A 26,038-nucleotide genomic window follows, 5' to 3' on the forward strand; every position below is an offset into this window, starting at 1 on the left:
GAAGCGCCGCCATGCCGCCGATCAGGACCATCGCTATCCTTGCGATACCCGGAGTCCAGCTCCTGGACGTTTCGGGCCCGCTCGACGTCTTCGCCGAAGCGAACCGGCAAGCAGGGGAGAGGTGCTATCGCCTGCTCGTTGTCGCCAGTGTTCCGGGCCCGCTCACCAGTTCGTCCGGCATCAGGCTCCTGCCCGATCTCGTCATCGCCGATGCCAGGGGCGAGGATATCGACACGCTGCTGGGCGCCGGCGCACCGCAGGCGGCCGCGACCACTCCCTCGCCCGATCTTCTCGCCTGGCTTGCCGAGCAGGCGCCGCGCACCCGTCGCTATGGCTCGGTCTGCAGCGGCGCTTTCATCCTTGCCGCCGCGGGCCTGCTCGACGGCCATCGCATCACCACGCACTGGGCTGTGGCCGGGCAGCTCGCCCGGACCTATCCGGCCGTGACGGTCGATGAGGATGCGATTCATGTCCGCGATGGCCGCGTGCGCACGGCCGCGGGCGTTACCGCCGGGCTCGATCTCGCTTTGGCGTTGGTCGAGGAAGATGTCGGCCGCGAGGTCGCACTGAAGGTCGCGAGCCAGCTCGTGATGTTCTTCAAGCGGCCGGGCGGTCAGCTGCAGTTCAGCCGCAAGGGCGAGGCCGAGCTGGCGGGACGCTCGGCCTTGCAGGAGATCCAGCGCTGGGTCGCGGCCAACCCTGCCGAGGATCACAGCGTTACAAGCCTGGCGCGGCGCGTGGAGTTGAGCCCGCGCCATTTCGCCCGGCTGTTCCGCAGCGAGGTCGGGCTGACGCCGGCTGCCTGGGTCGAGGCTGCGCGCGTTTCCGCCGCGCGGCAGCTGCTGGAAGGTGGGAAAGAGGCGCCCAAGCAGGTCGCCGCCCGCTGCGGCTTTGCCGATGCCGACACGCTGAGGCGCGCCTTTGCCCGCCATGTCGGCGTGACCCCGGCCGAATACCGCAAGCGCCACGCCCGGCTAGGCTGAGGGTGAACGGGCTACTCCGCCGCCCGCGGCATCGCCAGCGCCTCTGTCGAGCCGTCGCGCAGACGCTTCAGCAGCTCGGCTTCTTCGGCCTTCGCCGCCTTCAGGTGCCGTTCCTTGACATGGCCAAAGCCGCGGATCTTTTCAGGCGTCGCGGCCAGCGCGATGCAGAGCGCGTGGTTCTGGGTCGAGAGCTTCGCCAGGATTTCGCCGATCAGCGTCTCATAGGCGCCGATCAGCGCGCGCTCGGTCCGGCGCTCCTCGCTATAGCCGAAGATGTCAAAGGCCGTGCCGCGCAGGCCCTTGAGCTTTGCCAACAGGCCGAAGGCCGACATCATCCAGGGGCCGAAGCTGATCTTGCGGGGAATGCCGGTGACGGGATCGCGCCTGGCCAGCAGTGGCGGAGCCAGGTTGAACTCGTAGCGCAGCTTTTGGCCCGACGCGCTGGTCGGCTCGAAGGTCGCCTCGACCTGGCGCTGGAACGAGCCGTCGGCATAGAGCCGGGCGACCTCGTATTCGTCCTTGTAGGCCATCAGCTTGAAGAGATAGCGCGCGACGGTTTCGGTCAGGGCGTGCTGGCCCGGCAGAACCTCGGCTTCCTTCGCATGCACGCGATTGACGAGTTCGCGATAGCGCGCGGCATAGGCCGCGTTCTGATAGGCGGTCAGGAACGTGACGCGCCGCGCGATGATCTCGTCGAGCGAAGCCGAGATATGCCGGGCCTGCGTCGGGGCCTTGGCCTCCGAGAGGGAGGCGACCAGTGCAGCGGGATCATGCGCGGCGCGGCGGCCGAGCTCGAACGCCTGTTTGTTCATCGGCACGGCTTCGCCATTGAGCTCGATCGCGCGCAGCAGCGCCACGCGCGACAAGGGCACGCTGCCGAACTGCCAGGCGTAGCCGAGCATGAACATGTTGGCGGCGATGGCATTGCCGAGGAAGGTGACGGCCGCAGCCGTCGCATCGACGAAATGGGTCTGGTCGCGGCCCGAGGCCGAGAGGATCGAGCGCTTGATGCGCTCGATCGGCAGCGAGAAATCGGCGTTGCGGGTAAAATCGCCCGGCAGGCTTTCGGCTGTGTTGACGACGACGGTCGCGGCTGTGGGCTTGATCGCGCCGAGCACTTTCTTCGAGCCGGTGACGGTCAAGTCGCAGCCGAGCACGAGGTCGGCTTGCCCGGCCGAGACGCGGATGGCGTGGATGTCGTCGGGCGTCGGGGCGAGCTTGACGTGGCTGAAGACCGCGCCGCCCTTCTGGGCGAGCCCGGCCATGTCGATCATGCCGCAGCCCTTGCCCTCGAGATGGGCTGCCATGCCGAGGATCGCGCCGATGGTGACGACGCCGGTTCCGCCGACGCCGGTGACGATCACCGCGAAGCTCTTGTCGAGGGTTGGCACCTGCGGTTCGGGGATGTCGCTCGCGCCGAGTGCGCCGGCGTCGAGCTTGCGCGGTTCGGCCTTTTTGGGCCGCGCGCCATGCACGGTGACGAAGGACGGGCAAAAGCCCTTCACGCAGGAAAAATCCTTGTTGCAGTTGGACTGGTCGATCTGGCGCTTGCGGCCGAATTCGGTTTCCAGCGGCTGCACCGAGACGCAGTTCGACTGCACGCCGCAATCGCCGCAGCCCTCGCAGACCAGTTCGTTGACGATGATGCGCTTGTCGGGGTCGGGATAAGTGCCGCGCTTGCGCCGGCGGCGTTTTTCGGTGGCGCAGGTCTGGTCGTAGAGCAGCAGCGAGACGCCGGGCACCTGCCTCAGCTCGCGCTGGACGGCGTCGAGATCGTCGCGGTGGTGGAAGCTCGTGCCGGGCGGCCAGACCGTGCCGGGCGGGTATTTGCCGGGATCATCGCTGACGATCGCGATGCGCTGGACGCCTTCGCCGGCGATCTGGCGCGCCATCTGGTCAGGCGTGAGATGCCCTTCGGCCTGCTGGCCGCCGGTCATCGCGACCGCGTCGTTGTAGAGCAGCTTGTAGGTGATATTGACGCCAGCCGCGACGGCCCAGCGGATCGCGAGCGAGCCGGAATGGGTGTAGGTGCCGTCGCCGAGATTCTGGAAGACGTGGTTGCGGGTGGAGAAGGGCGCCTCGCCGATCCAGTTCGCGCCTTCGCCGCCCATCTGGGTGAAGCCGGTGGTCGAGCGGTCCATCCACTGCACCATGTAGTGGCAGCCGATGCCGGCATAGGCGCGCGAGCCCTCGGGCACCACGGTCGAGCTGTTATGCGGGCAGCCCGAGCAGTAATAGGGCGTGCGCTTGGCGACCTCCTGGGCTTCCGCGAGACGGCCTTGCGCTTTTGCGATCTCCTCCAAGCGCCCGCGCAGAACGGAATCGTCCCGGTATTGCAGCAGTCGCGCCCCGAGCGCGATCGCGACATCGTTGGGGTCGAGCGCGCCATGGACCGGGAACAGCCATTCGCCGGCCTCGTCCTTCTTGCCGATCACCATAGGCTGGTGCTCGGAACCATAGAGCTCCTCGCGGACCTGGACCTCGATCAGCGAGCGCTTTTCCTCGACGACCATGACGAGGTCGAGCCCGGCGGCGAAGCTTTTCAGCTCGGAAGGGTCGATCGGCCAGGGGCAAGCGACTTTGAACAGGCGGATGCCGAGATCGTTCGCCCGGACCTCGTCGATGCCGAGATCCTCAAAAGCCTGGCGCACGTCGAGATAGGATTTGCCGACGGTGATGATGCCGATGCGCGGGCTCTTGCCGCCGGAGGTGATGGTCTGGTTGAGCTTGTTGGCGCGTAAGTAAGCCAGGATCGCGGCGCGTTTGTGGATGTGCAGGCGCTTCTCCTGGTCGAGGAAATCGAGCTCGCGGCGGATGCTCAGGCCACCCGCCGGCATCACGAAATCATCCGGGACGGTGATCGTCACGCGGTCGATCGCACCATCGACGGACGCTGTCGATTCGATGTTGTCCTTGACGCATTTGATGCCGACCCAGACCGAGGCAAAGCGCGAGAGCGCGAGGCCGTGCAGGGAATAATCCATGATCTCCTGCACGCCGGCGGGATTCAGGATCGGCATCATCCGGTCGACGAGGACGAATTCGGTCTGGTGGGCGTTGGTCGAGGACTCGGCCGTGTGGTCGTCGCCCATCAGGCAGATCACGCCGCCATGGGGCGAGGTACCGGCCATGTTGCCGTGGCGGAAGACGTCGCCGGTGCGGTCGACGCCTGGGCCCTTGCCGTACCAGAGCGCGAAGACACCATCATATCGACCCTCGCCCTGGAGTTCCGCCTGCTGCGTGCCCCAGACGGCCGTGGCGGCGAGGTCCTCGTTGAGGCCGGGCTGGAAGACGATGTTTGCCGCCTTGAGCTGCTTGCCGGCGCGCGAAAGCTGCTGGTCGAGGCCGCCGAGCGGCGAGCCGCGATAGCCGGAGACGAAGCCTGCGGTGTTGAGGCCGGCAAGCCTGTCGCGCTCGCGCTGGACCATCAGCATGCGCGCGATCGCCTGCGTCCCGGTCAGGAAGATCGTTTGCTTGGAAAGGTCGTATTTGTCGTCGAGCGCGACCTCGCGCAGGCTGGCCGCCGCCTTGGCGTCAGAGCCGGAGTTCCGCTGCGTCTCGGCCATGGCCGACCTCCCCAGATCGTCCCGTTTCCAGACTATGGGGCCGGTTGATCCAGCCTCCAAGCTGGGCATCGCCCAACTCTTGGATATGTCAGTAAGGCTGACATATTGGCGCGCCGGGGTCAATTCAGATTGGGATTGTTCCAGCCTTTGCGCGAGGGCTGATGCTGCGCCGCGATTTGGCCCAGTTTACAGGGGAAGTCTGGTTGCGACGCTAATCACCGGCAAGCAGCGGGTTCATAATAGGTTAACCATGATCCGCCAGGTTTCGACCTCACGCGAAGGAGCCGCCCCTTGAAGCGCTGCGCCATTACCGCTGCCTTGCTCGCGGCCCTGGGCTGGTGGGCTGTTCTGTCCACTCCGGCCAGCGCGCATCCCCATGTCTTCGTCTCGGCGCGCGCCGAGATCGTCTTCGGTCCCGACGGGGCGGTGACGGCGCTGAAGCACATCTGGAGCTTCGATGAGGCTTATTCCGCCTATATCACGCAAGGGCTCGACAAGAACGGCGACGGCAAGCTGACGCCCGACGAACTGGTCGACCTCGCCAAGGTCAATATGGAATCGCTGCCCGAGGTCGGCTTCTTCACCACCGCCAAGGCCAATGGCAAGGCGCAGGAATTCGGGGAGCCGACGGGGGCTTCCCTCTCCTTCGAGAACAAGATCCTGACGCTGACCTACACCCTGCCGCTGAAGACGCCGATCAAGTCGGTCCGCTCGCTCGGGCTGGAGATCGGCGATCCCACCTATTTCGTCGCCTTCGACATCATCGATGCGCCCGACGCGGTGATCACGCGAGATGCGCCCAAGGGCTGCGTCGTGCGGGTCGCCCGCCCGCCCAAGCTCGATGCGGCGACCCAGCTCAAGCTGGCGCAGGAGGACATCACGTCCATGCCGGATATGAGCGGCTTCGAGGTCACGACCCGCGCGCTGGTCGCATGCCCTTAACCCCATCATGTCCTTGACCGCGTCATGTCCCTGATCCCGTCGCAATCGACCCCGCTTGCCTGGCCGGCGCTGTCGCGCCGGTTGATCGTCGTCGCGGTCACGCTGGCGCTCGTCGCCGGCGTCCTGGCGCTGCTGGCGCATTTCGTCACGAGCCTGAGCCCGGTGCCGCCACCGCCGCCGCGCAATCCCTTCGGCGGCGCGATGCCGCGCGAGGCGCTGCCCTCGACGACCGGGATCGGCGGGTTGCTGCTGGCCTGGCAATCCTCCTTCTATCGCGAACTGACGGCCGCACTGAAAGCGGTCCATCAGAGCCCCGCCGCGCTCTGGAGCCTGATGGCGCTGGCCTTCGGTTATGGCGTCTTCCATGCCGCCGGTCCCGGTCATGGCAAGGCGGTGATCTCGGGCTATATCGTCGCCGACAATCGCAGCCTGCGCCGCGGGCTGGGCCTGAGCTTCGCCGCGGCGATCCTGCAGGCGCTCGTCGCCATCGCGCTCGTCGGCACGCTGACGCTGGCCTTGAGGGCGACGGCGCAAACCATGACCACCGCCGCCGACATGGTCGAGCAGGCGAGCTTCGCGCTGGTCGCTCTCGTCGGCCTCTTCGTGCTCTGGCGCAAGGCCGGGGCGCTGCTGGCACTCGGCCATGGCGCGCAGGCGCATGACCCGACCTGCGACCATGTCCACATGCCCGGTCCCGACGAGATCTCGCGTCTCAAGAGCTGGCGCGAGATGGCGGGCGTGGTCCTCGCGGCGGGCCTGCGCCCTTGCGCCGGGGCGCTGATCATCCTGGTCTTCTCGGCCTCGCAGGGCCTGCTCTGGGCCGGTATCGCCGCGGCCTTCGCCATGGCGCTCGGCACGGCGCTGACGACGGGAGCGCTCGCCGCGCTCGCCGTGTTCTTCAAATTCGCGGCGCTCAAATTCGCGGGCGGCGGCTCCCTGCGCAGCGCGAGATTGATCGCCGGGCTCGAACTGTTGGCAGCGGGCTTCGTGGCGGTGCTGGGCGCGGCGCTGTTCTTCGGGCTCTGGGCCGCGGGGGCGGGGAGTTAGAAGAAGGCATCGAGGAACGCCGTCGCCTCGTCCGAAATCGCGACGAGCTTGTTGGTCGCCTGGCGATAGAACTTGAAGTTCAGCTCGGTTTCTGGCCGGCCGTCGTTCCAGGACGCGAAAGGCTTCAGCGCGCCGCGTCCCAGCGCCCGCCGGGCTAGCGCGGTGCGCTCGACGAGGATGCTGACGCGCGGCGTTTGACGTTCGATGTCGGACCGCTTGGGGACGGCCTCGGCGGAGGTGACGACGCCACGTGCGATCAGACCTTGCCCGCCCTCACTCTCGCTGGCGAAGACGAAGACGACATCGCCCGCCGCGATGCGCTTTCCGCCATACATCGTCTTCTGTCCGGCAAAGACGAACATCATTGCATGCGGATCGCCGATTTCGGCCTTTATCGCAAACGCCATGGTCATAAAGCCTCTGCGGGGTCGTTGGCCTGGGCGGCACTGTGCCAGCCATGTCGACCCATTTGAGGCAATATTAACCGAACTGGCAGCATTTTCGTCGAACGTATGGTGCTGGCCGCAATCGCTGTCGGGCTGAACTCCGTTCCAGGTGCTGTGATGATCTTTCCGAGTTCCATTCGGCAGTACCTCCTGGCGACCATGGCTGCCGTGTGCCTGCCGGGCCTCGGCACGCTCGGCTATCTCGCCTATGACGCCGTCATCGACATGCGCGCGAACCAGCGGCTAGCCAGTCTGGTCGAGGCCGATCGCGCCTTGCTGCTCACGGGCAATGCAATTCGCTCCGATCGCGGCAAGGCCCAGACGAGCCTGCAGGCCAATGACGATGCCGGCACCACGATTCGGGCGATCGTGGAGACATCGCGAAGCCAGATCGCGACAGCGGTGGCGAAGCTCGAAGCTGTCGATCTGGCGGAGCGTTCGGCATACTCCGCCGCTATCCTGCAGGCGGAAAAGGCCATGCAGGGCAAGATTCCCGATCTGGATGCCGAGGCGGCCAAGCCGCGGGCGCAGCGCAGCCTGGCTGCGACCATGCCCTGGTACAATGCCGTCGGCGCCATCGAGACCGCGCTGACCAAAGCCTCCGATGCGGCCTCGCTCGCGGTTCGATTGGCCGATCCCGCGCTCGCGGAGCTTCAGGCATTCAAGGCCGCCTCCTGGGCCTTGCGCTCGAACTACGGCACGCAATGCTCGTTGCTGCGCGGGTCGCTGGGCTCCGGCCAGGCACTCACCCCGCCGCAATGGAAACAGTTCGGCGAATTGCGCGGCGCGAGCAATGCGGCGCAGACCCAGCTGGGGCAGCTCGCCATGCGTACGGGGATCTCGCCCGAGCTTGCGCGCAAGGTCGGCGCTGCGACGGGCGAAGTCGCCACTGCAAACCAGGCGATGGACCAGCTTGTCGGCAAACTGGGCCAGGGCGCCGGTGCCGTCATCGGCGCCGAGGACTGGACCGCGATGTGCAACGGGCCCTTCAACGCCATCGTTGGCGCGGTTGCCCAATCGCTGGACGAAATGCGAGCGACGACCACGACGCAGACCAATAATGCCCTGACCCGGCTGGCGCTGATTGCCGGTCTGCTCGTCGCGCTGCTGGCCCTGTGCGCAGCAAGCTGGCGCGGTATCCAGAAGCGCATTGCGAACCCGTTGACCGGCATGAATGTCGCGCTTGCGCGCATGCAGGCCGGCGATATCGACGAGGCTGTTCCCGCCGCGCCCTGTCCCGACGAAGTCGGGGCGCTTGGCAACGCGCTTGAGGCCTATCGCGAAAACCTGGTCAAGGTTCGGGCTCTGGAGGAGCAGGAGCGTATCGCCTCGGCTGCTCGCCTGGCGCGGGCGCAGTCGATGGAGGCCGTCGTCTCTGATGTCGGCGAGGTTGTCGCGGCTGCGGCGTCGGGCGATTTCTCGGCGCGGCTGCAGATCGAGCATGCCGATGCGCAGATGCAGAAGCTGGTGGCGGGGATCAACGAGATCAACGCGGTGGTTGATTCAGCCACATCCGAATTCGCGGCCGCCCTGCAGGCAGTTGCGGGCGGGGACCTGACCGCCCGGATCGAGACCGCCTATCGCGGCAAGTTCGCCGAGCTCAAGGGCGCGATCAACGAGACGGTCGACCGCCTGTCCTCGACGGTGCGCACGATCCAGACGACCTCTGCGGATGTCGGTCTGGCGGCGCGTGAGATCACCATGGGCGCCGATGATCTCTCGAAGCGCACGGAAGAACAGGCGAGCTCGCTGGAGGAAACCGCGGCCACGACCGAGGAGCTCGCAGCCTCGGTGAAAGCCTCGGCCCAGGCCTCGAAGCAGGCAGCCGCGATCGCGACCGAGGCGATGCAGGCGGCCCAAAGCGGCGGCACGATCGCAACTGAAGCCGTGGCTGCAATGGCGCGCATCGAGAGCGCCTCGCAGAAGATCTCCGACATCATCCGGGTGATCGACGACATCGCCTTCCAGACCAATCTGCTGGCGCTGAACGCGGCGGTGGAAGCCGCACGCGCCGGCGATGCCGGCAAGGGCTTTGCTGTCGTGGCCTCGGAAGTGCGCACATTGGCGCAGCGCTCGGGCGCCGCCGCCAAGGACATCTCCGGCCTGATCTCGTCTTCGAACCAGGAGGTCGGCGAGGGCGTCAAGCTGGTGCGCCAGGCCGGCGACGCTTTGACCCAGATCCTGGCCGCCTCGCAAAAGGTCGCGGCCACCATCGCCGAGATCTCGGCGGCGTCTGGCGAGCAGGCCAACGGCATCGACGAGATGAGCCAGGCCGTCGCCCATCTCGACGAGATGACGCAGGCCAATGCGGCGCTCTCCGAACAGAGCGCGGCCTCGGCCGGTTCGCTCTCGGGCCGCATCGTCCAGCTCAACGACCTCGTCGCAGCCTTCAAGACCGGCCCCGAGGGCGCGACTACCTCATCGGCCAGTCATGGCTCGGAGCCCGCGCGCCTGCGCAAGCTCGCAGAGGCCGCCTTCGGGCAGGCCAGGACGCAAGCTCCAGCCAGATCCGCTCCTGCTCCGACGCGCGCCGCCGTTCCCGCCAAGCGCGCCGTTAACGGCCGCGCCAATGACGCTGGCTGGGAGGAGTTCTGAGCGATCGTTTGAAACGCTGGCCCCTATCCCGAGCGGCTGGCCTAGAATGAACCTCATCCTGACAGCCTTCAGCGCTGAGCGACGGCGTTATTCTCCGCCGTCATTCCGGGACATGGCCGTCGGGTCCGACCTTTGGTCGGCCCAAGGATAAACTCCACCATTGGCCCGGAACCCAGAACCGATGCGTGTTGTCGTGAAGCGAGCCGGTGCCCCGTGCCTTCTCAAGCCGCGGCATCGGTTCTGGGTTCCGGGCTCGATCCTTCGGATCGCCCCGGAATGACGGCGCGGAGGTGATCAGGACAGATCCATTGAAATCTGCAGCGGCCTATCGCCCCCGCTCCGGATCATTCTCCAGCACGATCGGCTTGCCATGCGGCGTCGCCTCTGCCGCCCGTGCCCAGGAGGCGGCGAGCGCATCGACGCCGTCATGCGAGGTCAGGCCCTTGTCGATCAGCAGGTGTTCCAGCGCCTCGCACCAGCGCTCGTAGTAATCCGAACCGTCGCGGCAGCCGCCTTCCGCCACCGCCTCGGCGATTTCGGCGCCCAGCGCTTGCGCCCATTCCTCGGCGGTGAAAACGCCCTTGTTCTGCAGCGCCACGACGAGCGCAAAGGCCTGCGCCTGCCAGGGCTCGGCGAAAACCGGACCGTCGGCATCGCGCGGGATCGGTGTATCGGCTGCCAGCGCGGCGACGAGATCAGGCTGGCTCAAGATAGCTCTCCCAGGCCTCGATGCTGACGCGCGTGGTCGGGTCGGCGTCGCGGCCCCATAGCTCCGGGCCGGTGAAGACCACGGTGTAGAGCCATTGCGCCGCCTCGGGCTGGCCCTGCGCCCCGGTGTCGGGGAAGACATGGCAGCCGCTGACGCGCTCGATCACTCCTAACTTGCCCCGGGCATAGCGCGGCAGGCGGGTATGGTGCTGCGGATGGATCACGATGGTGCGCACGCAGTCGCCGACGCTGAATTTCGCCGGCGACTGCGCTTCGCGCTCATAGGGAAAACCGCGTCGCAGCACGGCAGCGACGTCCTCGCCCTTCAGCACGCGCTTGGGCGGCCTTGGCGGCGCGGAAGGCTTGCCCTCGGCGAGCTCGCCTTCCGTGACGAAGCCATGCCGCAGCAGCAGGTTCTGCAAGCCCGCGAGCCAGATCTGGTAATAGGAGAAGGAGAGATAGTCGCTTGGGGCAATGCTCTCGCGGGCATGGCGGCTTTCGTCGATGCTCCATTGCCCCATCGCGCCGGCGGCGACGTTGAGCGCCAGCACGCGCTTTTCCCAGTCGCCGTGGAAGATCGGCTCGTTCGGCTCGGGCCGGACCGGGCCAAAACCCATCTGGCCGCCGAGATCCTGCCCGCCATTCATGACTGGGCCTCCGCGACGGCCAGCCCCGTGCCGATCATCGAATCGCGGCTGACGATCGAAGCCAGTTTGTCTTCCGACCAGCCCTCGGTGCCGGCTGGGCGCATCGGGATGACGATGAAGCGCGTCTCGGCGGTCGAATCCCAGACGCGGATGCTCTGGCCTTCAGGCAGCGTCACGCCGAAATCGGCGAGCACGCCGCGCGGGTCGATCACGGCCTTGGAGCGATAGGGCGGAGATTTGTACCAGACCGGGGGCAGGCCGAGCACCGGCCATGGATAGCAGGAGCAGAGCGTGCAGACGATCAGGTTGTGCTCTTCGGGGGTGTTGAACACCGCGACGATATGCTCGCCGCCGCGCCCGCCATAGCCGAGCTCGGCGACTGCCGCCGAGCCGTCCGCCTTCAGCCTTGCGGCGAAGGCTGGGTCGCTCCAGGCTCTTGCGACGACGCGGGCGCCATTGCGCGGGCCGATCTTGGTCTCATAGGTATCGATGATCGCGTCGAGCGCGGCCGGGTCGACATAGCCCTTGGCGACCATCAGCGTTTCCAGCGCCTTCACCCGCGCCTCGATCGGGGTGAAGTGGTTGTCGTGATCATGGTCGTGATCGTGGTGGTGATGATGACCGCTCATGGCCGCCTCCTCATGCGATTCGGATCCGCGCCGCCCGCTCGAATTTCACGGCGAAGGCGATAAGGGATTTGTCCGAGCCCTTCGGCCCGATCAGGGACAGGCCGAGCGGCGCGCCCTCGCGCTGCGCCACCGGCATCGTTACTTGCGGGAAGCCCGACAATCCGGCGAGGCAGAGCAGGCGCAGCGCCCGGTTGCGGAAATCGTCGAGCTCGGGCTCCTGCGCGCTGATGAGCGGGGCGATGTCGGGCACCGTCGGCAGGATCAGCACGCCGTCCCGCCCAAGCCAACGGACGAGCTTGGCGCGGAAGCTCTTCCGGACTGCCTCGGCCTTGGCATATTCGGCATCCGTGACGGATTTCGAGAAGGCGAAACGCTCAGCGACACCAGGTCCGAGCGGCGGCGCGAAGCGCTCGATCATCGGCCCATCGGCGAGCCAGGCCTCGCGGCCCTGCACCCAGCGGAAGGCCCAGTAGAGCCCGTCGAGATCGCGCGCCACCTTGATGCTCTCGGGCTGGCCGAGCGCGGGCACGGCGCGCTGGACGACATTGCGCAGGATGTTCTCGGCGTCCGGCACCGCCTGCGAGAACATGTCGTCAGCCAGCAGCATGCGTGGGATCTCGGGCAGGGCGATGCGGTCCTTGCCGAAGACGACCTCGGCGACGCGGGCAAAGGTTTCGCCGTCACGGGCGAACCAGCCCGGCGTGTCCAGGCTCTCCGCCAGCGGCCAGGCATGCTTGAGCGAGAGCCGGCCATGGCTCGGGCGGATGCCGAAGAGCCCGCCATAGCTCGCCGGCGCGCGCACCGAGCCGCCGGTGTCGGAACCAACAGCGATATCGGCGAGGCGGCCGGCGACGGCGGCCATCGAGCCCGAGGACGAGCCGCCGGTGATGCGGTCAGGCGCGGATGGATTGATCGGAGAGCCGAAATGGGCGTTCTTGCCGTTGAGCGAAAAGGCGAGTTCGTCGGTATGAGTCTTGCCGACGAAGCGCGCCCCGGCATCGAGCAGCGTCTTCACGAGCGGCGCGGTCCTGGTCTTGATGCCGGACTGGGCCAGCACGGTCGGCGAGCCGGCCCCCGTCGGATAGCCCTTGACGTCGAACAGGTCTTTCACTGCCAGCGTCAGCCCGGCGAGCGGGCCGAAGGCGGCGTTCTGCACCGGCGCATCCGGATAGGGAACGAAGCAGCGGAAGGGGTCTTCGGTAGGCATAGGCGTCAAAGTCCTCTGGCGTCGCCGTCTGAACGTGGGTCGTGGGTGGCTTCGACATGGCCCTTGGGATGCTTCACCAGCATGCCGGCATGGCCGAACTGATCGGAATAGGCTTCGCTGTATTCCTCGACCGGATGGCCGGCGGCGGCGAGCCTTGCCAGCAGCATCGGGTCGAAGCGGCTCTCCAGTTTCAGCGAGAGCGAGCCCGCGCCCCAGGTCTTGCCGAAGAGCCAGCGCGGCGCATCGACGGCGGCCGCCGGGTTTTGGCCAAAGCGGTAGCGCGTCAGGATCTGCGCCTGGAATTGCGGCTGGCCGTCGCCGCCCATCGCGCCATAGGAGACGATACGCCCATCAGTGAAGCGCGCGAAGGCGGGGTTGAGCGTATGGAATGGCTTGCGGCCGGGCGCGAGCGGGTTCAGCGCGCGCCTGTCGAGTGAGAAGGAGACGCCGCGATTCTGCCAGTTCACGCCGGTCCTGGGCAGGATGCAGCCTGAGCCGTATTCCCAATAGATCGACTGGATATAGGACACCGCCATGCCCGACGCGTCGATCGCGCCCATCCAGACGGTGTCGCCGTCACCCGCCTTGAACGGCCAGCTCGCCGCGCGCTTGCGGTCGATCGCGGCGGCCTCGCGGGCGAAGACGGCGTCGCTGAGGAGGCTCGCGGGATCGATCTGCAGATGCGCCGGGTCGGTGACATAGCGGTCGCGGATGGCGAAGGCGCGCTTGGTCGCCTCGACCAGGCCGTGATGATGGTCGAAGCCTTCGGCCCGGGCCACACCGAGCTTCTCGAAGATGCCGAGGATCAAGAGCGAGGCCAGCCCCTGCGTCGGCGGTGGGACATTGTAGACGGAGAGGCCGGGCAATTGGATGGCAAGCGGCTGGACGAGGCGCGCCTTGAAGGCCGCCATGTCCTGGCGCGTTACGGGCGCTCCCATCGCCGCTAGGTCGGCGCCGATCTCGCGGCCGATATCGCCGCGGTAGAAATCGTCGAGGCCGGCATCGGCGAGATGCTTGAAGGTGGCGCCGAGCGCCTCAGGTCTACGGCGCGCGCCCGCCTTGGGCTGCTCGCCGCCCGGCCAGAAGAATTCGCTGAAGCCGGGCGCGAGCTTGGCCGCCTCGACCTGCTGGGGCCAGGTGCGCAGCTCCGAATCCGAGATCGCATAGCCCGCATCGCAATGAGCGATCGCATTGGTGAGCAGGTCCTTGAGCGGCATCCTGCCGCCCAGGCTCCTGGAGAGCTCCAGAGCCGTCTGCCAGCCGCCGATCGCGCCGGCGACCGTCACGGCGGCGTCGGGTCCGCGCGCGGGGATCGTGTCATGGCCCATCTCGCGATAGCGCTCGATCGTCGCCAGCGCACCGGCCGGGCCGCAGGCCTCGATCGCATGAACCCGACCCTTGCCGCCGGGCTCATGCACCAGCCAGAAGCCGTCACCGCCGATTGCGTTCATATGCGGGTAGACCACCGCGATCGTCGCGGCCATGGCGACCATCGCCTCGATCGCGTTGCCGCCCTCGGCCAGAATGGCGCGCCCTGCCTCGGAGGCGAGATGGTGGGGCGCGGCGGCGGCACTGGCACCAAAGACGGGCGTCTCGATCATCAGGGTCTTTTCAAGCTGGGCGGTCGGGACTATTTCGCCTGGGGCAGGAATCCTGCCTTGTGACGAAGCGCGCGATTTTGTTGCATGCCGCTGCGGCCTCCGCTAGGCCGTCCCGTGCATGAGCGTTTGAGGAATGGGACCGATGGCCGTAAGGCGCACCAACTGGCGCACCCTGATCATGGTGATATCGCTGGGCATCCTGATCGCGGTCGAATTGTTCGGCGTCGCGCTGGCCTCGGGCTGGGCGCTCGCCGGCCTGCTCGATCTCGGCCATGTCGTCGGCTATGTCCTGATGGCGCTGTTCTCTGTCGTGGCCGGCTACGCCATGATCAACCTGATGCGCCGCGTGCTCAAGGTCGAGCATATGATCGGCGACAACTGAGACAGGCGGTTCAGCCGCAGGGCCTCAGGACGACCGGGTCGGCGTCATCCGGCAAATAAGTCCCCATCGGCCGGCAGGCGCCGGCGATGCAGACGCGCCAGTCGGCGGTGGCGCCCGAGCGCCGCATTACGACCTCCGGCAATACGGGCAGCTTCGGCGTCCAGCGCCAGAAGCCGTCGATGAGCTTCGCGCCGTCGGGGGGTCCATGCCGGCGCCCGAACCCTGGATGCGCGCCTCGATCAATCGCATGCCGTCGGGCTCATTGCGCCAGAGTTCTTCCCACACGCTCTTCTGCACCGAATGCCGCCAGCTCAGCGTGATCTCGTCGCTGCCGAGCGCGATGACGAGCGCGCCGGCTGCGAGGCAGAGGCTCATGCAGGTCTCTCGGCGAGCTGATTGCGGGCGAGCCACCAATGCCGCCCGACCATGGCGGCGGCAAGGATGTAGCCGAGCAGGTCGCTATAAGCGAACTCGCCCAGGATGAAGACCGAGGCGATGAAGGCCACGAGCCGCTCGATGAGGGTCAGCCGGCCGAAGAGATAGCCGATGGCCACCATGCCGAAGAGTGCGATGGCGACGCTGGCCTTGATCACGGCATAGACCACCGCCGGCCAGAAGCCGATGATGTTCGCCAGTGGGTCACCGGGCTGCAGCATCAAAGCGGGCGAATAGACCGCGATGAAGGGGATGACATAGCCCGCCAGCGCGACGCGCATCGCCTCCCAGCCGATCTTGTCGGGGTTCTCCTTGGCGATCGGCGCGGCGGCCAGTGCCGCCAGCGCCACCGGCGGCGAGAGGTCGGCCATGATGCCGTAATAGAACGCGAACATATGGCTCACGATCAATGGCACGCCGAGCTTTTCAAGGGCCGGGGCGGCCAGCGCCGCGACGATGATATAGGTCGGGATCGTCGGGATACCGGTGCCGAGCAGGATCGAGAGCACCATGGTCAGGACCAGCGCCAGGAACAGGCTGGTCTGGCCGAGCCCGATGACCCAGGCGCCGAAGGTGGTGCCGATGCCGGTCTGCGTCATCAGGCCGATGATGGTGCCGACGATGGCGCAGGCGATACCGACGGGAAGCGCCGTCTTGGCGCTGTCGGCCAGCGCGTTGCGGCAGGTCGCCAATGTCGCCCGCCCGCCCATGGTCAAGGCGTTGATAGCGATCAGCAAGGCGATCAATCCGGCGACGATCCTGACATCCATGCCCTCGCGGAACAGGGCAGCCGAGATCAGGCCGAGCCCGACCCAGAAGATCACGCGCAGGGTCGTGGTCGCCAGCCCCAGCGCGATGCCAGCGCCCAGGATGAGCCCGACCGTGAGCGCAAGCCCGATCGTGCCGGCAAACAGCGGCGTGAAGCCGTGGAACAGCATGAAGACCAGGACGGCGAGCGGCAGGGCCAGATACCAGCGCTCGCGCAGGGCCTTCAGCGGGCTCGGGAGCAAATGCCGCTCGACGCCTTTCAGGCCGTATTTGCCGGCTTCGAGATGCACCATCCAGAAGGCCGAGGCGAAATAGAGCACGGCGGGAATGGCGGCTGCCTGGACGATCGCCGAATATTCGACGCCCAGCGTCTCGGCCATGATGAAGGCGGCGGCGCCCATCACCGGCGGCATGATCTGCCCGCCCATCGAGGCAGTGGCCTCGACGCCTGCCGCAAAGGCGCGGCGATAGCCGAACTTGATCATCAGGGGAATCGTGAACTGCCCGACGGTCACGACATTGGCGACGCCCGAGCCAGAGATCGTGCCCATCAACCCCGAGGAGAAGACGGCGACCTTGGCCGGGCCGCCGCGAGCGCCGCCGAAGAGGCCGAGCGAGACGTCGTTGAAGAGATGGATCATGCCGGCCTTCTCGAGGAAGGAGCCGAAGACGATGAACAGGAAGATATAGGTCGCCGAGACATAGATCGGCACGCCGTAGAACCCCTCGGTGCCGAAGGAGAGGTGGCTGACGATCTGGTCGAAATCATAGCCGCGGTGATTGAAAGGAGCGGGCAGGTACTGCCCGAAGAACCAGTAGAGCAGGCAGACGCCGCACATGATCGGCAAGGCATTGCCCATCAGCCGGCGCGCGGCCTCGAAGATGAGCACGATCAGCAGGGTGCCGGTGACGAGGTCCATCGTCGTTGGGTCGCCGTCGCGCAGGATCAGGTCCTGGTAGAAGACGAGTTGGTAGAGTCCGAGCCAGAAGCCGAGCCCGCCCAGCGCCCAGCCGATCCAGCGCCCGGTCTCGGACTTTGCCTTGAAATTGGCGACGAGGCCGAAGGTCAGGAGCAGCAGGAAGCCGACATGGATGCCGCGCACCGCCTGGCTTGGCAGGACATGCCAGGCCGAGATCGCGATCTGGAAACAGGCGAAGATCAAGGCAACCGCATAGGCGAGCAGGCCCCAGCGTCCCGGGCCGAAGCCGGGTGGAAAGCCGTGCTCGAAATTGTCGAGCGCCGGGTTGTCGATCTCGACGGGCTGAGCGCCCGAGAGTTCGTGCAGCTGGTCGGTCTGGGCGGTCATTGCGGTGTCCTGCCGGTGTCATCCCGCACGCGCTGCGGCGCGTCAGTGCTGCTGCGCGGATGCGGGACCGCATTCAGAAAAGAGGCGCCTCGTCGTCCTACGGTCCCGTGTCTGCGCCACGTCACCTTGTGCCGCAGCGCGCACGGGATGACGCGCTTTATGAGCCGACCTTCAGGCCCTTTTCCCTGAGATAGCGCGCGGCGCCGGGGTGGAGCGGCACGGGCATGCCCTCCAGCGCGCTTTCGAGCTTGATCGATTTGCCGGCCGAATGCGCCGCGCCGATCTCGCCCAGATTCTCGAAGATGTTTTTCGTCATCTGGTAGACCGTCTCCTCCTTCACGCCTTCATGGGTGACGAGGTAGTTGACGACGGCAGCCGTGTTCACATCGCTGGTCTGGCCGCCATAGGTGTTGGCGGGGATGGGGGCGCTGACGAAGGGCGCCCCGGCCTTGTCGATCACCGCCTTGGGCACCTCGACGACGACGATCTCGACGGAAGCGGCGAGGTCGCGGATCGAGGCGACGCCGAGCCCGGCCGATTGCAGCGTCGCGTCGAGCTGGCGATTCTTCATCAGCTCGACCGATTCGGCGAAGGGCAGATACTCGATCTTGCCGAGATCCTTATAGGTGATGCCGGCGGCGGCGAGGATGGCGCGAGCATTCAGTTCGGTGCCGGATTTCGGCGCGCCGACGGAGAGGCGCTTGCCCTTGAGATCGGCGAGGGTCTTGATGCCGCTATCCTTTGCGGCGACGATCTGGACGTAGTTCGGGTAGATCGCGGTGATGCCGCGCAATTTCTTGAGCGGAGTCTTGAAGCCGGCTTCCTCATCGCCCTTCCAGGCGGCGTCGAGGGAATCGCCCAGCGTGAAGGCGACCTCGCCGCGGCCCTGCTGGAGCAGGACCAGATTCTCGACCGAGGCCTTGGTGGCCTGCACGGTCGGGCGGACGTTGGGTATCTTATCGCCATAGATCTTCGAGAGCGCGACGCCCATCGGATAATAAACGCCCGAGGTGCCGCCGGTCAGGATGTTGATGAAGTCCTGGGCGCGGGCCGTCACCGGCGCGGCGGCGAGCAGAACAGCGGTGGCGAGGCCTGCAAGCCTTCGGCCGCGAATGAAGCGGTTCATGTGTCCTCCCAGACGATTTTTTCCGGCCTTGCCGGCCGTGCTTATCCTTTTGTAGGTCAGGCCGAACGCAAAAGGAAAGCCAAAGGAACACAGGGCCTTTCTACTTTTGTCGGTATCGCGTGATGCTTTCGCCATTTTTGGCGTGCATTGAAACGGCCTCCCCCTTTCCGGCTGTCCCCTTCTCGCCAGTGGCCTCTCCTCGGTTGCTCTGGCCTGCGGGACAGGTTAGCCCGGATAACCCATGCCATTGCACAGCCAAAGAGCCTCGCCAGACATGCAGGATCGCTCCTCACCGCCCGCCCTCGACCGCCGCACCTTGCTTGCCGGGGCGAGCGCAACCGCGACGCTGGCTGCGCTCGGCTTTTCACCAGCCGCGCTGGCGCAGCAGGGCCTGAAGCTCGGCGTGGCGGAGGCGTTCGGCTTCGAGGGGCTGAAGGCGCGGGCGCGCGATCTCGCATCCAGGCCCTATCAGGCCCCGCCGTCACCGCGAGCCGATGTGCTGGAGCGGATCGACTACGACGCGCATGGCAAGATCAAGTTCAAGCCGGAAATGGCGCTGTGGGCGAACGGTCCCTCGCCCTGGCCGGTGACCTTCTTCCATCTCGGCCGCTACTTCCAGAAGCCGGTGCGCATGCATGTCCTCGATGCCGGCCAGGCGCGCGAGATCGTCTATGACGAGAGCTATTTCGAGATGCCGGCGGATTCCCCGGCGCGTGAATTGCCGACGGGAGCCGGCTTTGCCGGTTTCCGTTTCCAGGAAAGCCGCTCGGGCCATCCCGGCCGCAAGGGCGAGAAGCTCGACTGGCAGAAGAACGACTGGGTCGCCTTCCTGGGCGCATCCTATTTTCGCGCCATCGGCGAGCTCTACCAATACGGGCTCTCGGCGCGCGGGCTTGCGATCGATCCGGCTGTTGCGGGCAAGCCGGAGGAATTCCCCGATTTCACCCATGTCTGGCTCGAGACGCCTCAGCCCGGGGCTGAATATGTCGTGGTCTATGCCCTGCTTTCGGGACCGAGCGTTGCCGGCGCCTATCGTTTCCGCATGCATCGCGGCAAGGGCGTCACCATGGAGATCGAGAAGGCGCTCTATCTGCGCAAGGATATCGAGCGCCTGTGCATTTCGCCGCTGACCTCGATGTACTGGTACTCCGAGACGGCCAAATCGACCGCCGTCGACTGGCGGCCCGAAGTGCATGATTCCGATGGGCTCGCACTCTGGACCGGCGCGGGCGAACGCGCCTGGCGGCCACTCAACAATCCCCACCGGACCATGGCTTCGGCCTTCATGGACGAGAATCCGCGCGGTTTCGGCCTGCTGCAGCGTGACCGCGAGGTCGGCCATTATCTCGACGGCGTGTTCTATGAGCGCCGGCCGAGCCTCTGGGTCGAGACGCAGGGCGATTGGGGCAAGGGCGCGGTCCAATTGATCGAGATCCCGACCGACGACGAGATCCACGACAACATCGTCGCCATGTGGGTGCCCTCCGCTCCGGCCAAGGCCGGCGCCTCCTTCGAATTCCGCTACAAGCTGCATTGGCTCGCCGACGAGCCCTTCCCACCGGCGCTCGGGCGGGTCGTGGCGACCCGGCTCGGCAATGGCGGCCAGCCCGGCACGGTCCGGCCCAAGGGCGTGCGCAAGTTCATGGTCGAGTTTTTGGGGCCGGCGCTGGAGACGATCCCCTTCGGCGTCAAGCCTGAGGTCGTGCTCTCGGCCTCGCGCGGGACGTTCTCCTATGTCTTCGCGGAAGCCGTGCCCGATGACGTGCCGGGCCATTGGCGGGCGCAGTTCGACCTCACGGTCGAGGGCAACGAGCCGGTCGAGATGCGCTGCTTTATGAAGGCGGGCGAGACGGTGCTGACCGAGACTTGGTTGTATCAGTATCTTCCGTTCTGATGGCGGCGATTTATAGCATTTCCGCGTTTCTTCGAATTGCGGAAATGCTATAACCTTGTTTTGTCGCATTTTCTTCACGCGAACCGGTGTCCACTTCGCTCGAAAATGCTCTAGCCTGACTTTGCCGTCATGGTCGGGCTGTCTCTCAAGAACAAACACTTGTCCCGACCATTAACCGCTTCCCTTTCGAGGGCGGTGTTCAAGAGGTGGGTGCTCGCCACAAGGGCGCGCATGACGGTAAAGCAACGGGGCCATCCACAGACTCCGCTTGCTCGCTGTCGAGCGTAACATTATATCATTCCATATGAGTCAATCGCACAGCCATGTCCGTCGCGCCGTCTCGGAGGACCCGGGCTGGTCGCTGCTGCGCCTATCGGCTGTGGCGCGGCTTGGCCTGGCTGTCGCCGTGATCGTGCTGGTCTGGGCGGCGACGCTCGCCGTGATCATGTGAAGAGAGTGTTTGAGCCCGTGCCCGCTATCCGCTTGGACGATCTGACGCTCGGCTATGACCGCCATCCGGCGGTGCATCATCTTTGCGGAGAGATCGCCCAGGGCAGCCTGACGGCGATCGTCGGCCCCAATGGCGCCGGCAAGTCGACCTTGCTCAAGGGCATCGCCGGCGCGCTGACGCCGCTCGATGGCGGGCTGACGTTGGCCAAGGGCAAGCGGCTTGCCTATCTGCCGCAATCGGCGGATCTCGACCGCTCCTTCCCGATCCATGTCTATGATCTCGTCGCGATGGGCCTGTGGGGCTCGGCGGGCATTTTCGGCCGCATCGGCTTTGGCGCGAAAGCCAGGATCGAGCAGGCGATCGCAGCCGTCGGCCTCACCGGCTTCGAGCGTCGGCCGATCAGCAATCTCTCCGGCGGGCAGATGCAGCGCGTGCTGTTCGCTAGGCTTTTGCTGCAGGACGCCGACATCATCCTGCTCGATGAGCCTTTCACCGCGATCGATGCGCGTACCACGTCGGATCTGCTCGCTCTGGTGCAGCGTTGGCATGGCGAGAGCCGCACCGTCGTTGCTGTGCTGCACGATATCGAGACGGTCCGCCGCGCCTTTCCGCAGACGCTGCTGTTGGCGCGCGAGACCGTTGCCTGGGGCGCCACGGCCGAGGTGCTGACGCCTGCCAATCTGCTGAAGGCGCGCCAGATGGTCGAGGCCTTCGACAGCCATGCCGCCCCTTGCGAGCGCGACGCCGCCTGATCGGGCACAGCAGCCATGACGCAACTCTACGACCTTTTCATCGGCCCCTTCGCCGAGTTCGACTTCATGCGCCGTGCGCTGGTTGGGATCTTTGCGCTCTCGGTTGCAGCCGCGCCGATCGGCGTCTTCCTGATGCTGCGGCGGATGAGCTTGACTGGCGACGCCATGGCGCATGCCATCCTGCCTGGTGCTGCGATCGGCTATCTCGTCGCCGGCTTCTCACTGTCGGCCATGACGCTTGGCGGCCTCGTCGCGGGGTTTGCGGTCGCGCTGGCGGCCGGCGCGGTGGCGCGGGTGACGGTGATGAAGGAGGACGCGTCGCTGGCGGCCTTCTACCTGATTTCGCTCGCGCTCGGCGTCACCATCGTCTCGCTGCGCGGTTCGGCGATCGATCTCTTCCATGTGCTGTTCGGCAATGTGCTGGCGCTGGATGACGACGTGCTCGTCCTGCTGGCCGGCGTGACGACGCTGACGCTGCTGCTACTGGCGGCGCTGTATCGCCCGCTGGTGATGGAATGCGTCGACCCCGGCTTCCTGCGCTCGGTCAGCCGTTCCGGCGGCTGGGTCCATCTGACCTTTCTCGCGCTCGTGGTGCTCAATCTCGTCGCCGGCTTCCACGCGCTGGGCACCTTGCTCGCGGTCGGGATGATGATGCTGCCGGCGGCCGCCGCGCGGTTCTGGACCGCCGACATCACGCGCCTGATCCTGCTGGCCTCAGGTTTCGGCATGGCCTCGGGCTATGCCGGGCTCGTCGTCTCCTATGCGGCGGGCAGCAATCTCCCCGCCGGCCCCGCCATTATCCTTGCCGCCGGGACGCTTTATCTCGGCTCGCTCCTGATCGGCTCGCAGGGCGGCCTTGCGCGGCGGCTCTTGCCTCGACCCCATCTCCAGCGCTAGTAATGTTATAGTGTTTCAATTTTACTGGAGAGAAGCCATGCCGAATCGTCGCGAACTCGTCGCGGGCCTTGCCGCCGGGTTGATCCTCGCCGCCGCTCCGCTGGCGGCGCGGGCGCAGGAGAAGCTCCCGGTCGTCGCGAGCTTTTCGATCCTGGGCGATTTCGTAAGGGAGATCGGGGCCGAGCGCGTCTCGGTGACGACGCTGGTCGGGCCCAATGGCGATGCGCATGTCTATTCGCCGACGCCCGCCGACGCCAAGAGCATGGCCGGCGCCAAGCTGATCGTCGTCAACGGCTTCAAATTCGAGGGCTGGATGACGCGCCTGATCAAATCCTCCGCCGCCAAGGGCACGGTCGCGGTCGCGACGACGGGCATTACGCCGCAGGCGCTGCCCGCCGAGGAGGAGCCCGGCAAGAAGGAGGCCCATGGTCACGACCATGCCGGCCGCGAGGACCCCCATGCCTGGCAGAATGTCGCCAACGCCAAGATCTACATCGCCAATATCCGCGACGCGCTGAGCGTGGCCGACCCGGCGGGAAAAGCCGTCTATGAGGCCAATGCGACGGCCTATCTCGCCAAGCTCGATGCGCTGGACGGCGAGATCAAGGCGGCAGTGGCGCGCATTCCGTCCGACCGGCGCAAGGCGATCACCTCGCATGACGCCTTCGGCTATTTCATCAAGGCCTATGGCATCGACTTCATCGCGCCGCAGGGCGTCTCGACCGAGGCCGAGGCTTCGGCCAAGGATGTCGGGCGCATCATCCGGCAGGTGAAGGCCGAGAAGATTCCGGCGGTCTTCCTCGAAAACGTCACCAATCCGCGCCTGATCGAGCAGATCGCCAGGGAGAGCGGAGCCAAGATCGGCGGCCGGGTCTATTCGGATGCGCTTTCGGAAGCCTCCGGCCCGGCCGGGACTTACATCGCGATGATGAAACACAATATAAGCCAGTTCGAGAAGGCGCTCGGCGCCGGCCCGGCCTGAGCGTCGGTCCTCATCTTCAGCCCTCATCCCAGGGAGCCGCGAGGCGGCGTCTCGAAGGATGGTCCTAAAGGGGCTGGAGCATTCTTCGGGACGCGACCCTTGCGGATCGCTCCCCGGGATGAGGGCTGAAGGTTTCCAAGGCCGGGGCGGATATCGAGCGCTCCGGCTTTGTCCGTTCAATAACCAGGTCGAACCCATGTCCGAGAAAATCCCCGTCACGGTGCTCACAGGTTATCTGGGCGCCGGCAAGACCACGCTCCTCAACCGCATCCTCACCGAGGATCACGGCAAGAAATTCGCCGTGATCGTCAACGAGTTCGGCGAGACCGGCATCGATGGCGATCTCGTCGTCGGCGCCGATGAGGAAGTCTTCGAGATGAACAACGGTTGCATCTGCTGCACCGTGCGCGGCGACCTGATCCGCATCCTCGACGGCCTGATGAAGCGCAAGGGCAAGTTCGACGCGATCATCGTCGAGACCACGGGCCTGGCCGATCCGGCCCCGGTGGCGCAGACCTTCTTCGTCGACCAGGATGTCGGCGATGCGACCAAGCTCGACGCCGTCGTCACCGTGACGGACGCCAAATGGCTGACCGAGCGGCTGAAGGATGCGCCCGAGGCGAAGAACCAGATCGCCTTCGCCGACGTCATCATCCTCAACAAGGTCGATCTCGTCTCGGCCGAGGAACTGGCCGAGGTCGAGGCCGCGATCCGCGCCATCAACCCCTATGCCAAGCTGCACAAGACGACGCGCTGCGAGCTGCCGATCGACCAGTTGCTCGACCGCAACGCCTTCGATCTCGACCGCATCCTCGACATCGAGCCGGATTTTCTCGAATCCGGGCACCATCATCACCATTCCGACGAGGTGCGTTCGATGTCGTTCACGATCCCCGGCGATGTCGACCCCGACAAGTTCATGCCCTGGATCAACGACATCAGCCAGGCGCAAGGACCCAACATCCTGCGCTCCAAGGGCATTCTCGCCTTCAAGGACGAGCCGCGCCGCTTCGTCTTCCAGGGCGTCCATATGATCCTCGATGGCGATCTGCAGCGCGATTGGAAGGCGGATGAGACGCGCAATTCCCGCCTCGTCTTCATCGGCCGCGATCTCGACGAGAGCGAGTTGCGCAAGGGATTCTTGGCCTGCGCGGCGTGATCTGATGTCATTCCGGGGCATCGCGCAGCGATGAGCCCGGAACCTATGACCGGGCGAGCCCGTCCGCCGGTTGATAGCGTTTCACCCAGCCGTGGGTTCCGGGTTCGACCCTGCGGGTCGCCCCGGAATGACAGGGTTTGCGAAACACGCGGTCGAAGCTAAAGCGTTGCTCATGGATACGATCACCAAACCCGTTTCGCTGCGCGAACATGTCGTCCCCATTGAAGCCGGGGCGCATGTCGTCGCGGCCCATTGGCTCAAATCGACGCTGGTGCTCGCGCTTGCCGACGGGCGCGTGTTGCGCTGGCGCGATGGCGAGGCCGAGAGCGTCGAACCTCATGCCGGCGGCATCCTCAGCGCCTGCACGGATGGCGAACGACTGATCACCGGCGGCGATGACGGGCGCGTCGTCGCGACCGGGACTGAGGGCGAACCGACCGAGATCGCGCGCGATCCCAAGCATCGCTGGATCGATGCGGTGACGCTGTCTGGCAGCGGCAGCCTCGCCTGGAACACCGGCAAGACCGTGCATTCCCGCGACGACAAAGGCCGGGTCAAATCGCTCGATTTCGTCACGACGCCGCAGGGGCTGGTCTTCGCGCCGAAGGGCTACCGTCTCGCCGTCGCCCAGATGAACGGTGTCTCGCTGTGGTATCCCAACACCGAGGCCAAGCCCGAATTCCTGGAGTGGAAGGGCTCGCATCTCGATGTGATCTGGTCGCCCGATGGCCGCTTCGTCGTCTCCTCGATGCAGGAGAACGCGCTGCATGGCTGGCGGCTGGGCGACAAGCCGACGCATATGCGCATGACGGGCTACCCGGCCAAGCCGCGTTCGCTGTCCTGGTCGCATGACGGGCTCTGGCTCGCCTCGTCGGGCGCTGACGCCGCGATCGTCTGGCCGTTCCAGGGGGAAGGGCCGACCGGTAAGGCGCCGCGCGAATGCGGCGCGCGCCACGCCAAGGTCACGCGCGTGGCCTTCCATCCCAGGGCTCTGGTGCTGGCCGTCGGCTATGACGATGGCTGTATCCTGATGATCCGCTTGACTGACGCCTCCGAGCTCCTGGTGCGGCCTGCGATCAAGGGCAGCGGCGTCACCGCCTTCGCCTGGGACAAGCTTGGCAAGCGCCTGGCCTTCGGGACCGAGGACGGTGTCGCCGGCGTGCTCACCTTGCCAGCCGGCTGAGGGCCCGGGATGCGCTTTGGCCTGTTCGGGAAAGGTGCTGCGGACAAGGCCGTGGCTTCTGAGGCCGCGACGCGAATCAAGGCCGATATCCGCGACCTGCTCGGCTTGGCCGAAGATGCCGTGATCGCGGTCAACGAAATCCTCTGCGCTGACCCGGCCTGCCCGGGCACCGAGACGGTGATCCTGGTGATGAACCCCGGCAAGAAAACGAGGGCGTTCAAGCTGCAGAGTGCCATGGCCGAGGTGACTCGGGACATGCTCGCCGCCGCCCTGGCCGGCTGAGGGCAATCGCAGCGGCGCACTAGGGCAATTTCCGATCCGATTGGATCGT

23 protein-coding genes are annotated in these 26,038 nt (G+C 66.2%); 13 read left to right on the forward strand and 10 right to left on the reverse strand.

Annotation, left to right across the window (positions count from 1 at the left end; genetic code table 11):
• Positions 1-11 precede the first annotated feature (11 nt).
• Positions 12-983 carry a GlxA family transcriptional regulator gene (locus tag RMR04_RS02735; protein WP_311912833.1) on the forward strand — a complete coding sequence of 324 codons (972 nt, stop codon included), beginning with the start codon at positions 12-14 and terminating at the stop codon, positions 981-983.
• A gap of 11 nt (positions 984-994) precedes the next feature.
• On the opposite strand, the gene RMR04_RS02740 is transcribed toward RMR04_RS02735, so the two are convergent.
• Entirely contained in the window at positions 995-4,549 is a 3,555-nt protein-coding gene (locus RMR04_RS02740; protein ID WP_311912835.1) for an indolepyruvate ferredoxin oxidoreductase family protein, read from the reverse strand.
• 291 nt (positions 4,550-4,840) lie between these two features.
• On the opposite strand from RMR04_RS02740, the gene RMR04_RS02745 reads away from it, so the two are divergent.
• On the forward strand, positions 4,841-5,491 hold the full coding sequence (locus RMR04_RS02745; protein ID WP_311912836.1) for a DUF1007 family protein: 651 nt from the start codon (positions 4,841-4,843) through the stop codon (positions 5,489-5,491).
• Positions 5,492-5,515: 24 nt separating this feature from the next.
• Positions 5,516-6,538, forward strand: a complete 1,023-nt coding sequence (locus tag RMR04_RS02750; protein ID WP_311912838.1) for a nickel/cobalt transporter — start codon at positions 5,516-5,518, stop codon at positions 6,536-6,538.
• Here RMR04_RS02750 and RMR04_RS02755 read toward each other — a convergent pair.
• Complete coding sequence (locus RMR04_RS02755; protein WP_311912839.1) at positions 6,535-6,945, reverse strand: hypothetical protein; 411 nt, start codon at positions 6,943-6,945, stop codon at positions 6,535-6,537. The genes RMR04_RS02750 and RMR04_RS02755 overlap by 4 nt on opposite strands.
• 156 nt (positions 6,946-7,101) lie before the next feature.
• Between RMR04_RS02755 and RMR04_RS02760 the strand changes: the two genes are divergently transcribed.
• Positions 7,102-9,579 (forward strand): methyl-accepting chemotaxis protein, encoded by a 2,478-nt coding sequence (locus RMR04_RS02760; protein WP_311912840.1) that lies wholly within the window; start codon positions 7,102-7,104, stop codon positions 9,577-9,579.
• A 325-nt stretch (positions 9,580-9,904) separates the two neighbouring features.
• Here RMR04_RS02760 and RMR04_RS02765 read toward each other — a convergent pair whose 3' ends face one another.
• Genes RMR04_RS02765 through RMR04_RS02785 form a run of 5 tightly spaced genes read right to left on the reverse strand, consistent with a single transcriptional unit; the run spans position 9,905 to position 14,371 of the window.
• Complete coding sequence (locus tag RMR04_RS02765) at positions 9,905-10,288, reverse strand: nitrile hydratase accessory protein (RefSeq protein WP_311912841.1); 384 nt, start codon at positions 10,286-10,288, stop codon at positions 9,905-9,907.
• Positions 10,275-10,934 (reverse strand): nitrile hydratase subunit beta, encoded by a 660-nt coding sequence (gene nthB / locus RMR04_RS02770; RefSeq protein WP_311912842.1) that lies wholly within the window; start codon positions 10,932-10,934, stop codon positions 10,275-10,277. Before nthB ends, RMR04_RS02765 begins: the two co-directional genes overlap by 14 nt.
• Complete coding sequence (nthA, locus tag RMR04_RS02775; protein WP_311912843.1) at positions 10,931-11,563, reverse strand: nitrile hydratase subunit alpha; 633 nt, start codon at positions 11,561-11,563, stop codon at positions 10,931-10,933. The genes nthB and nthA overlap by 4 nt, the downstream gene beginning before the upstream one ends.
• A 10-nt stretch (positions 11,564-11,573) precedes the next feature.
• Positions 11,574-12,770 carry an amidase gene (locus RMR04_RS02780; protein ID WP_311912845.1) on the reverse strand — a complete coding sequence of 399 codons (1,197 nt, stop codon included), beginning with the start codon at positions 12,768-12,770 and terminating at the stop codon, positions 11,574-11,576.
• A gap of 5 nt (positions 12,771-12,775) precedes the next feature.
• Positions 12,776-14,371 (reverse strand): gamma-glutamyltransferase family protein, encoded by a 1,596-nt coding sequence (locus tag RMR04_RS02785; protein WP_311912846.1) that lies wholly within the window; start codon positions 14,369-14,371, stop codon positions 12,776-12,778.
• A gap of 142 nt (positions 14,372-14,513) precedes the next feature.
• Between RMR04_RS02785 and RMR04_RS02790 the strand changes: the two genes are divergently transcribed.
• Positions 14,514-14,753 (forward strand): hypothetical protein, encoded by a 240-nt coding sequence (locus RMR04_RS02790; RefSeq protein ID WP_092175382.1) that lies wholly within the window; start codon positions 14,514-14,516, stop codon positions 14,751-14,753.
• Between the two features lie 126 nt (positions 14,754-14,879).
• Here the strand turns inward: RMR04_RS02790 and RMR04_RS02795 are convergent, their stop codons facing one another.
• The 3 genes from RMR04_RS02795 to RMR04_RS02805 form a co-directional block, all read right to left on the reverse strand.
• Positions 14,880-15,128: a DUF1850 domain-containing protein gene (locus tag RMR04_RS02795; protein ID WP_311912848.1), complete on the reverse strand. Its 249-nt coding sequence runs from the start codon at positions 15,126-15,128 to the stop codon at positions 14,880-14,882.
• Positions 15,125-17,263: a TRAP transporter permease gene (locus RMR04_RS02800; protein ID WP_311912849.1), complete on the reverse strand. Its 2,139-nt coding sequence runs from the start codon at positions 17,261-17,263 to the stop codon at positions 15,125-15,127. Before RMR04_RS02800 ends, RMR04_RS02795 begins: the two co-directional genes overlap by 4 nt.
• A 157-nt stretch (positions 17,264-17,420) precedes the next feature.
• A complete protein-coding gene (locus RMR04_RS02805; protein ID WP_311912850.1) occupies positions 17,421-18,389 on the reverse strand; it encodes a TAXI family TRAP transporter solute-binding subunit in 969 nt (322 codons plus the stop codon).
• A gap of 274 nt (positions 18,390-18,663) precedes the next feature.
• Between RMR04_RS02805 and RMR04_RS02810 the strand changes: the two genes are divergently transcribed.
• From RMR04_RS02810 to RMR04_RS02845, 8 genes are all read left to right on the forward strand, one after another.
• The gene (locus RMR04_RS02810) at positions 18,664-20,283 is read left to right on the forward strand and encodes an OpgD/OpgG family glucan biosynthesis protein (RefSeq protein ID WP_311912851.1); all 1,620 of its coding nucleotides are present in this window, start codon (positions 18,664-18,666) and stop codon (positions 20,281-20,283) included.
• A 304-nt stretch (positions 20,284-20,587) separates the two neighbouring features.
• Positions 20,588-20,734, forward strand: coding sequence for a hypothetical protein (locus RMR04_RS02815; protein ID WP_311912852.1), 147 nt, complete (start codon positions 20,588-20,590; stop codon positions 20,732-20,734).
• Positions 20,735-20,751: 17 nt separating this feature from the next.
• Positions 20,752-21,486, forward strand: coding sequence for a zinc ABC transporter ATP-binding protein AztA (aztA, locus tag RMR04_RS02820; RefSeq protein ID WP_311912853.1), 735 nt, complete (start codon positions 20,752-20,754; stop codon positions 21,484-21,486).
• A gap of 15 nt (positions 21,487-21,501) precedes the next feature.
• Complete coding sequence (locus tag RMR04_RS02825) at positions 21,502-22,383, forward strand: metal ABC transporter permease (RefSeq protein ID WP_311912854.1); 882 nt, start codon at positions 21,502-21,504, stop codon at positions 22,381-22,383.
• A gap of 37 nt (positions 22,384-22,420) precedes the next feature.
• Entirely contained in the window at positions 22,421-23,365 is a 945-nt protein-coding gene (locus RMR04_RS02830) for a metal ABC transporter substrate-binding protein (RefSeq protein ID WP_311912856.1), read from the forward strand.
• Between the two features lie 196 nt (positions 23,366-23,561).
• Positions 23,562-24,524, forward strand: a complete 963-nt coding sequence (locus tag RMR04_RS02835) for a CobW family GTP-binding protein (protein ID WP_092175024.1) — start codon at positions 23,562-23,564, stop codon at positions 24,522-24,524.
• Positions 24,525-24,696: 172 nt separating this feature from the next.
• Positions 24,697-25,707, forward strand: coding sequence for a WD40 repeat domain-containing protein (locus tag RMR04_RS02840; protein ID WP_311912857.1), 1,011 nt, complete (start codon positions 24,697-24,699; stop codon positions 25,705-25,707).
• Positions 25,708-25,716: 9 nt separating this feature from the next.
• On the forward strand, positions 25,717-25,989 hold the full coding sequence (locus RMR04_RS02845; RefSeq protein WP_311912858.1) for a hypothetical protein: 273 nt from the start codon (positions 25,717-25,719) through the stop codon (positions 25,987-25,989).
• The last annotated feature ends 49 nt before the right edge of the window (positions 25,990-26,038 follow it).

Source organism: Bosea sp. 685 (assembly GCF_031884435.1).
Classification (GTDB): Bacteria; Pseudomonadota; Alphaproteobacteria; order Rhizobiales; family Beijerinckiaceae; genus Allobosea.

Bases quoted from the DNA above. Each gene is read 5' to 3' on its own strand.
- RMR04_RS02735 (WP_311912833.1), top strand. From the start codon at position 12: ATGCCGCCGATCAGGACCATCGCTATCCTTGCGATACCCGGAGTCCAG.
- RMR04_RS02740 (WP_311912835.1), bottom strand. From the start codon at position 4,549: ATGGCCGAGACGCAGCGGAACTCCGGCTCTGACGCCAAGGCGGCGGCC.
- RMR04_RS02750 (WP_311912838.1), top strand. From the start codon at position 5,516: ATGTCCCTGATCCCGTCGCAATCGACCCCGCTTGCCTGGCCGGCGCTG.
- RMR04_RS02755 (WP_311912839.1), bottom strand. From the start codon at position 6,945: ATGGCGTTTGCGATAAAGGCCGAAATCGGCGATCCGCATGCAATGATG.
- RMR04_RS02760 (WP_311912840.1), top strand. From the start codon at position 7,102: ATGATCTTTCCGAGTTCCATTCGGCAGTACCTCCTGGCGACCATGGCT.
- nthB (WP_311912842.1), bottom strand. From the start codon at position 10,934: ATGAATGGCGGGCAGGATCTCGGCGGCCAGATGGGTTTTGGCCCGGTC.
- nthA (WP_311912843.1), bottom strand. From the start codon at position 11,563: ATGAGCGGTCATCATCACCACCACGATCACGACCATGATCACGACAAC.
- RMR04_RS02780 (WP_311912845.1), bottom strand. From the start codon at position 12,770: ATGCCTACCGAAGACCCCTTCCGCTGCTTCGTTCCCTATCCGGATGCG.
- RMR04_RS02785 (WP_311912846.1), bottom strand. From the start codon at position 14,371: ATGATCGAGACGCCCGTCTTTGGTGCCAGTGCCGCCGCCGCGCCCCAC.
- RMR04_RS02790 (WP_092175382.1), top strand. From the start codon at position 14,514: ATGGCCGTAAGGCGCACCAACTGGCGCACCCTGATCATGGTGATATCG.
- RMR04_RS02795 (WP_311912848.1), bottom strand. From the start codon at position 15,128: ATGAGCCTCTGCCTCGCAGCCGGCGCGCTCGTCATCGCGCTCGGCAGC.
- RMR04_RS02800 (WP_311912849.1), bottom strand. From the start codon at position 17,263: ATGACCGCCCAGACCGACCAGCTGCACGAACTCTCGGGCGCTCAGCCC.
- RMR04_RS02805 (WP_311912850.1), bottom strand. From the start codon at position 18,389: ATGAACCGCTTCATTCGCGGCCGAAGGCTTGCAGGCCTCGCCACCGCT.
- RMR04_RS02810 (WP_311912851.1), top strand. From the start codon at position 18,664: ATGCAGGATCGCTCCTCACCGCCCGCCCTCGACCGCCGCACCTTGCTT.
- RMR04_RS02815 (WP_311912852.1), top strand. From the start codon at position 20,588: ATGAGTCAATCGCACAGCCATGTCCGTCGCGCCGTCTCGGAGGACCCG.
- RMR04_RS02825 (WP_311912854.1), top strand. From the start codon at position 21,502: ATGACGCAACTCTACGACCTTTTCATCGGCCCCTTCGCCGAGTTCGAC.
- RMR04_RS02830 (WP_311912856.1), top strand. From the start codon at position 22,421: ATGCCGAATCGTCGCGAACTCGTCGCGGGCCTTGCCGCCGGGTTGATC.
- RMR04_RS02835 (WP_092175024.1), top strand. From the start codon at position 23,562: ATGTCCGAGAAAATCCCCGTCACGGTGCTCACAGGTTATCTGGGCGCC.
- RMR04_RS02840 (WP_311912857.1), top strand. From the start codon at position 24,697: ATGGATACGATCACCAAACCCGTTTCGCTGCGCGAACATGTCGTCCCC.
- RMR04_RS02845 (WP_311912858.1), top strand. From the start codon at position 25,717: ATGCGCTTTGGCCTGTTCGGGAAAGGTGCTGCGGACAAGGCCGTGGCT.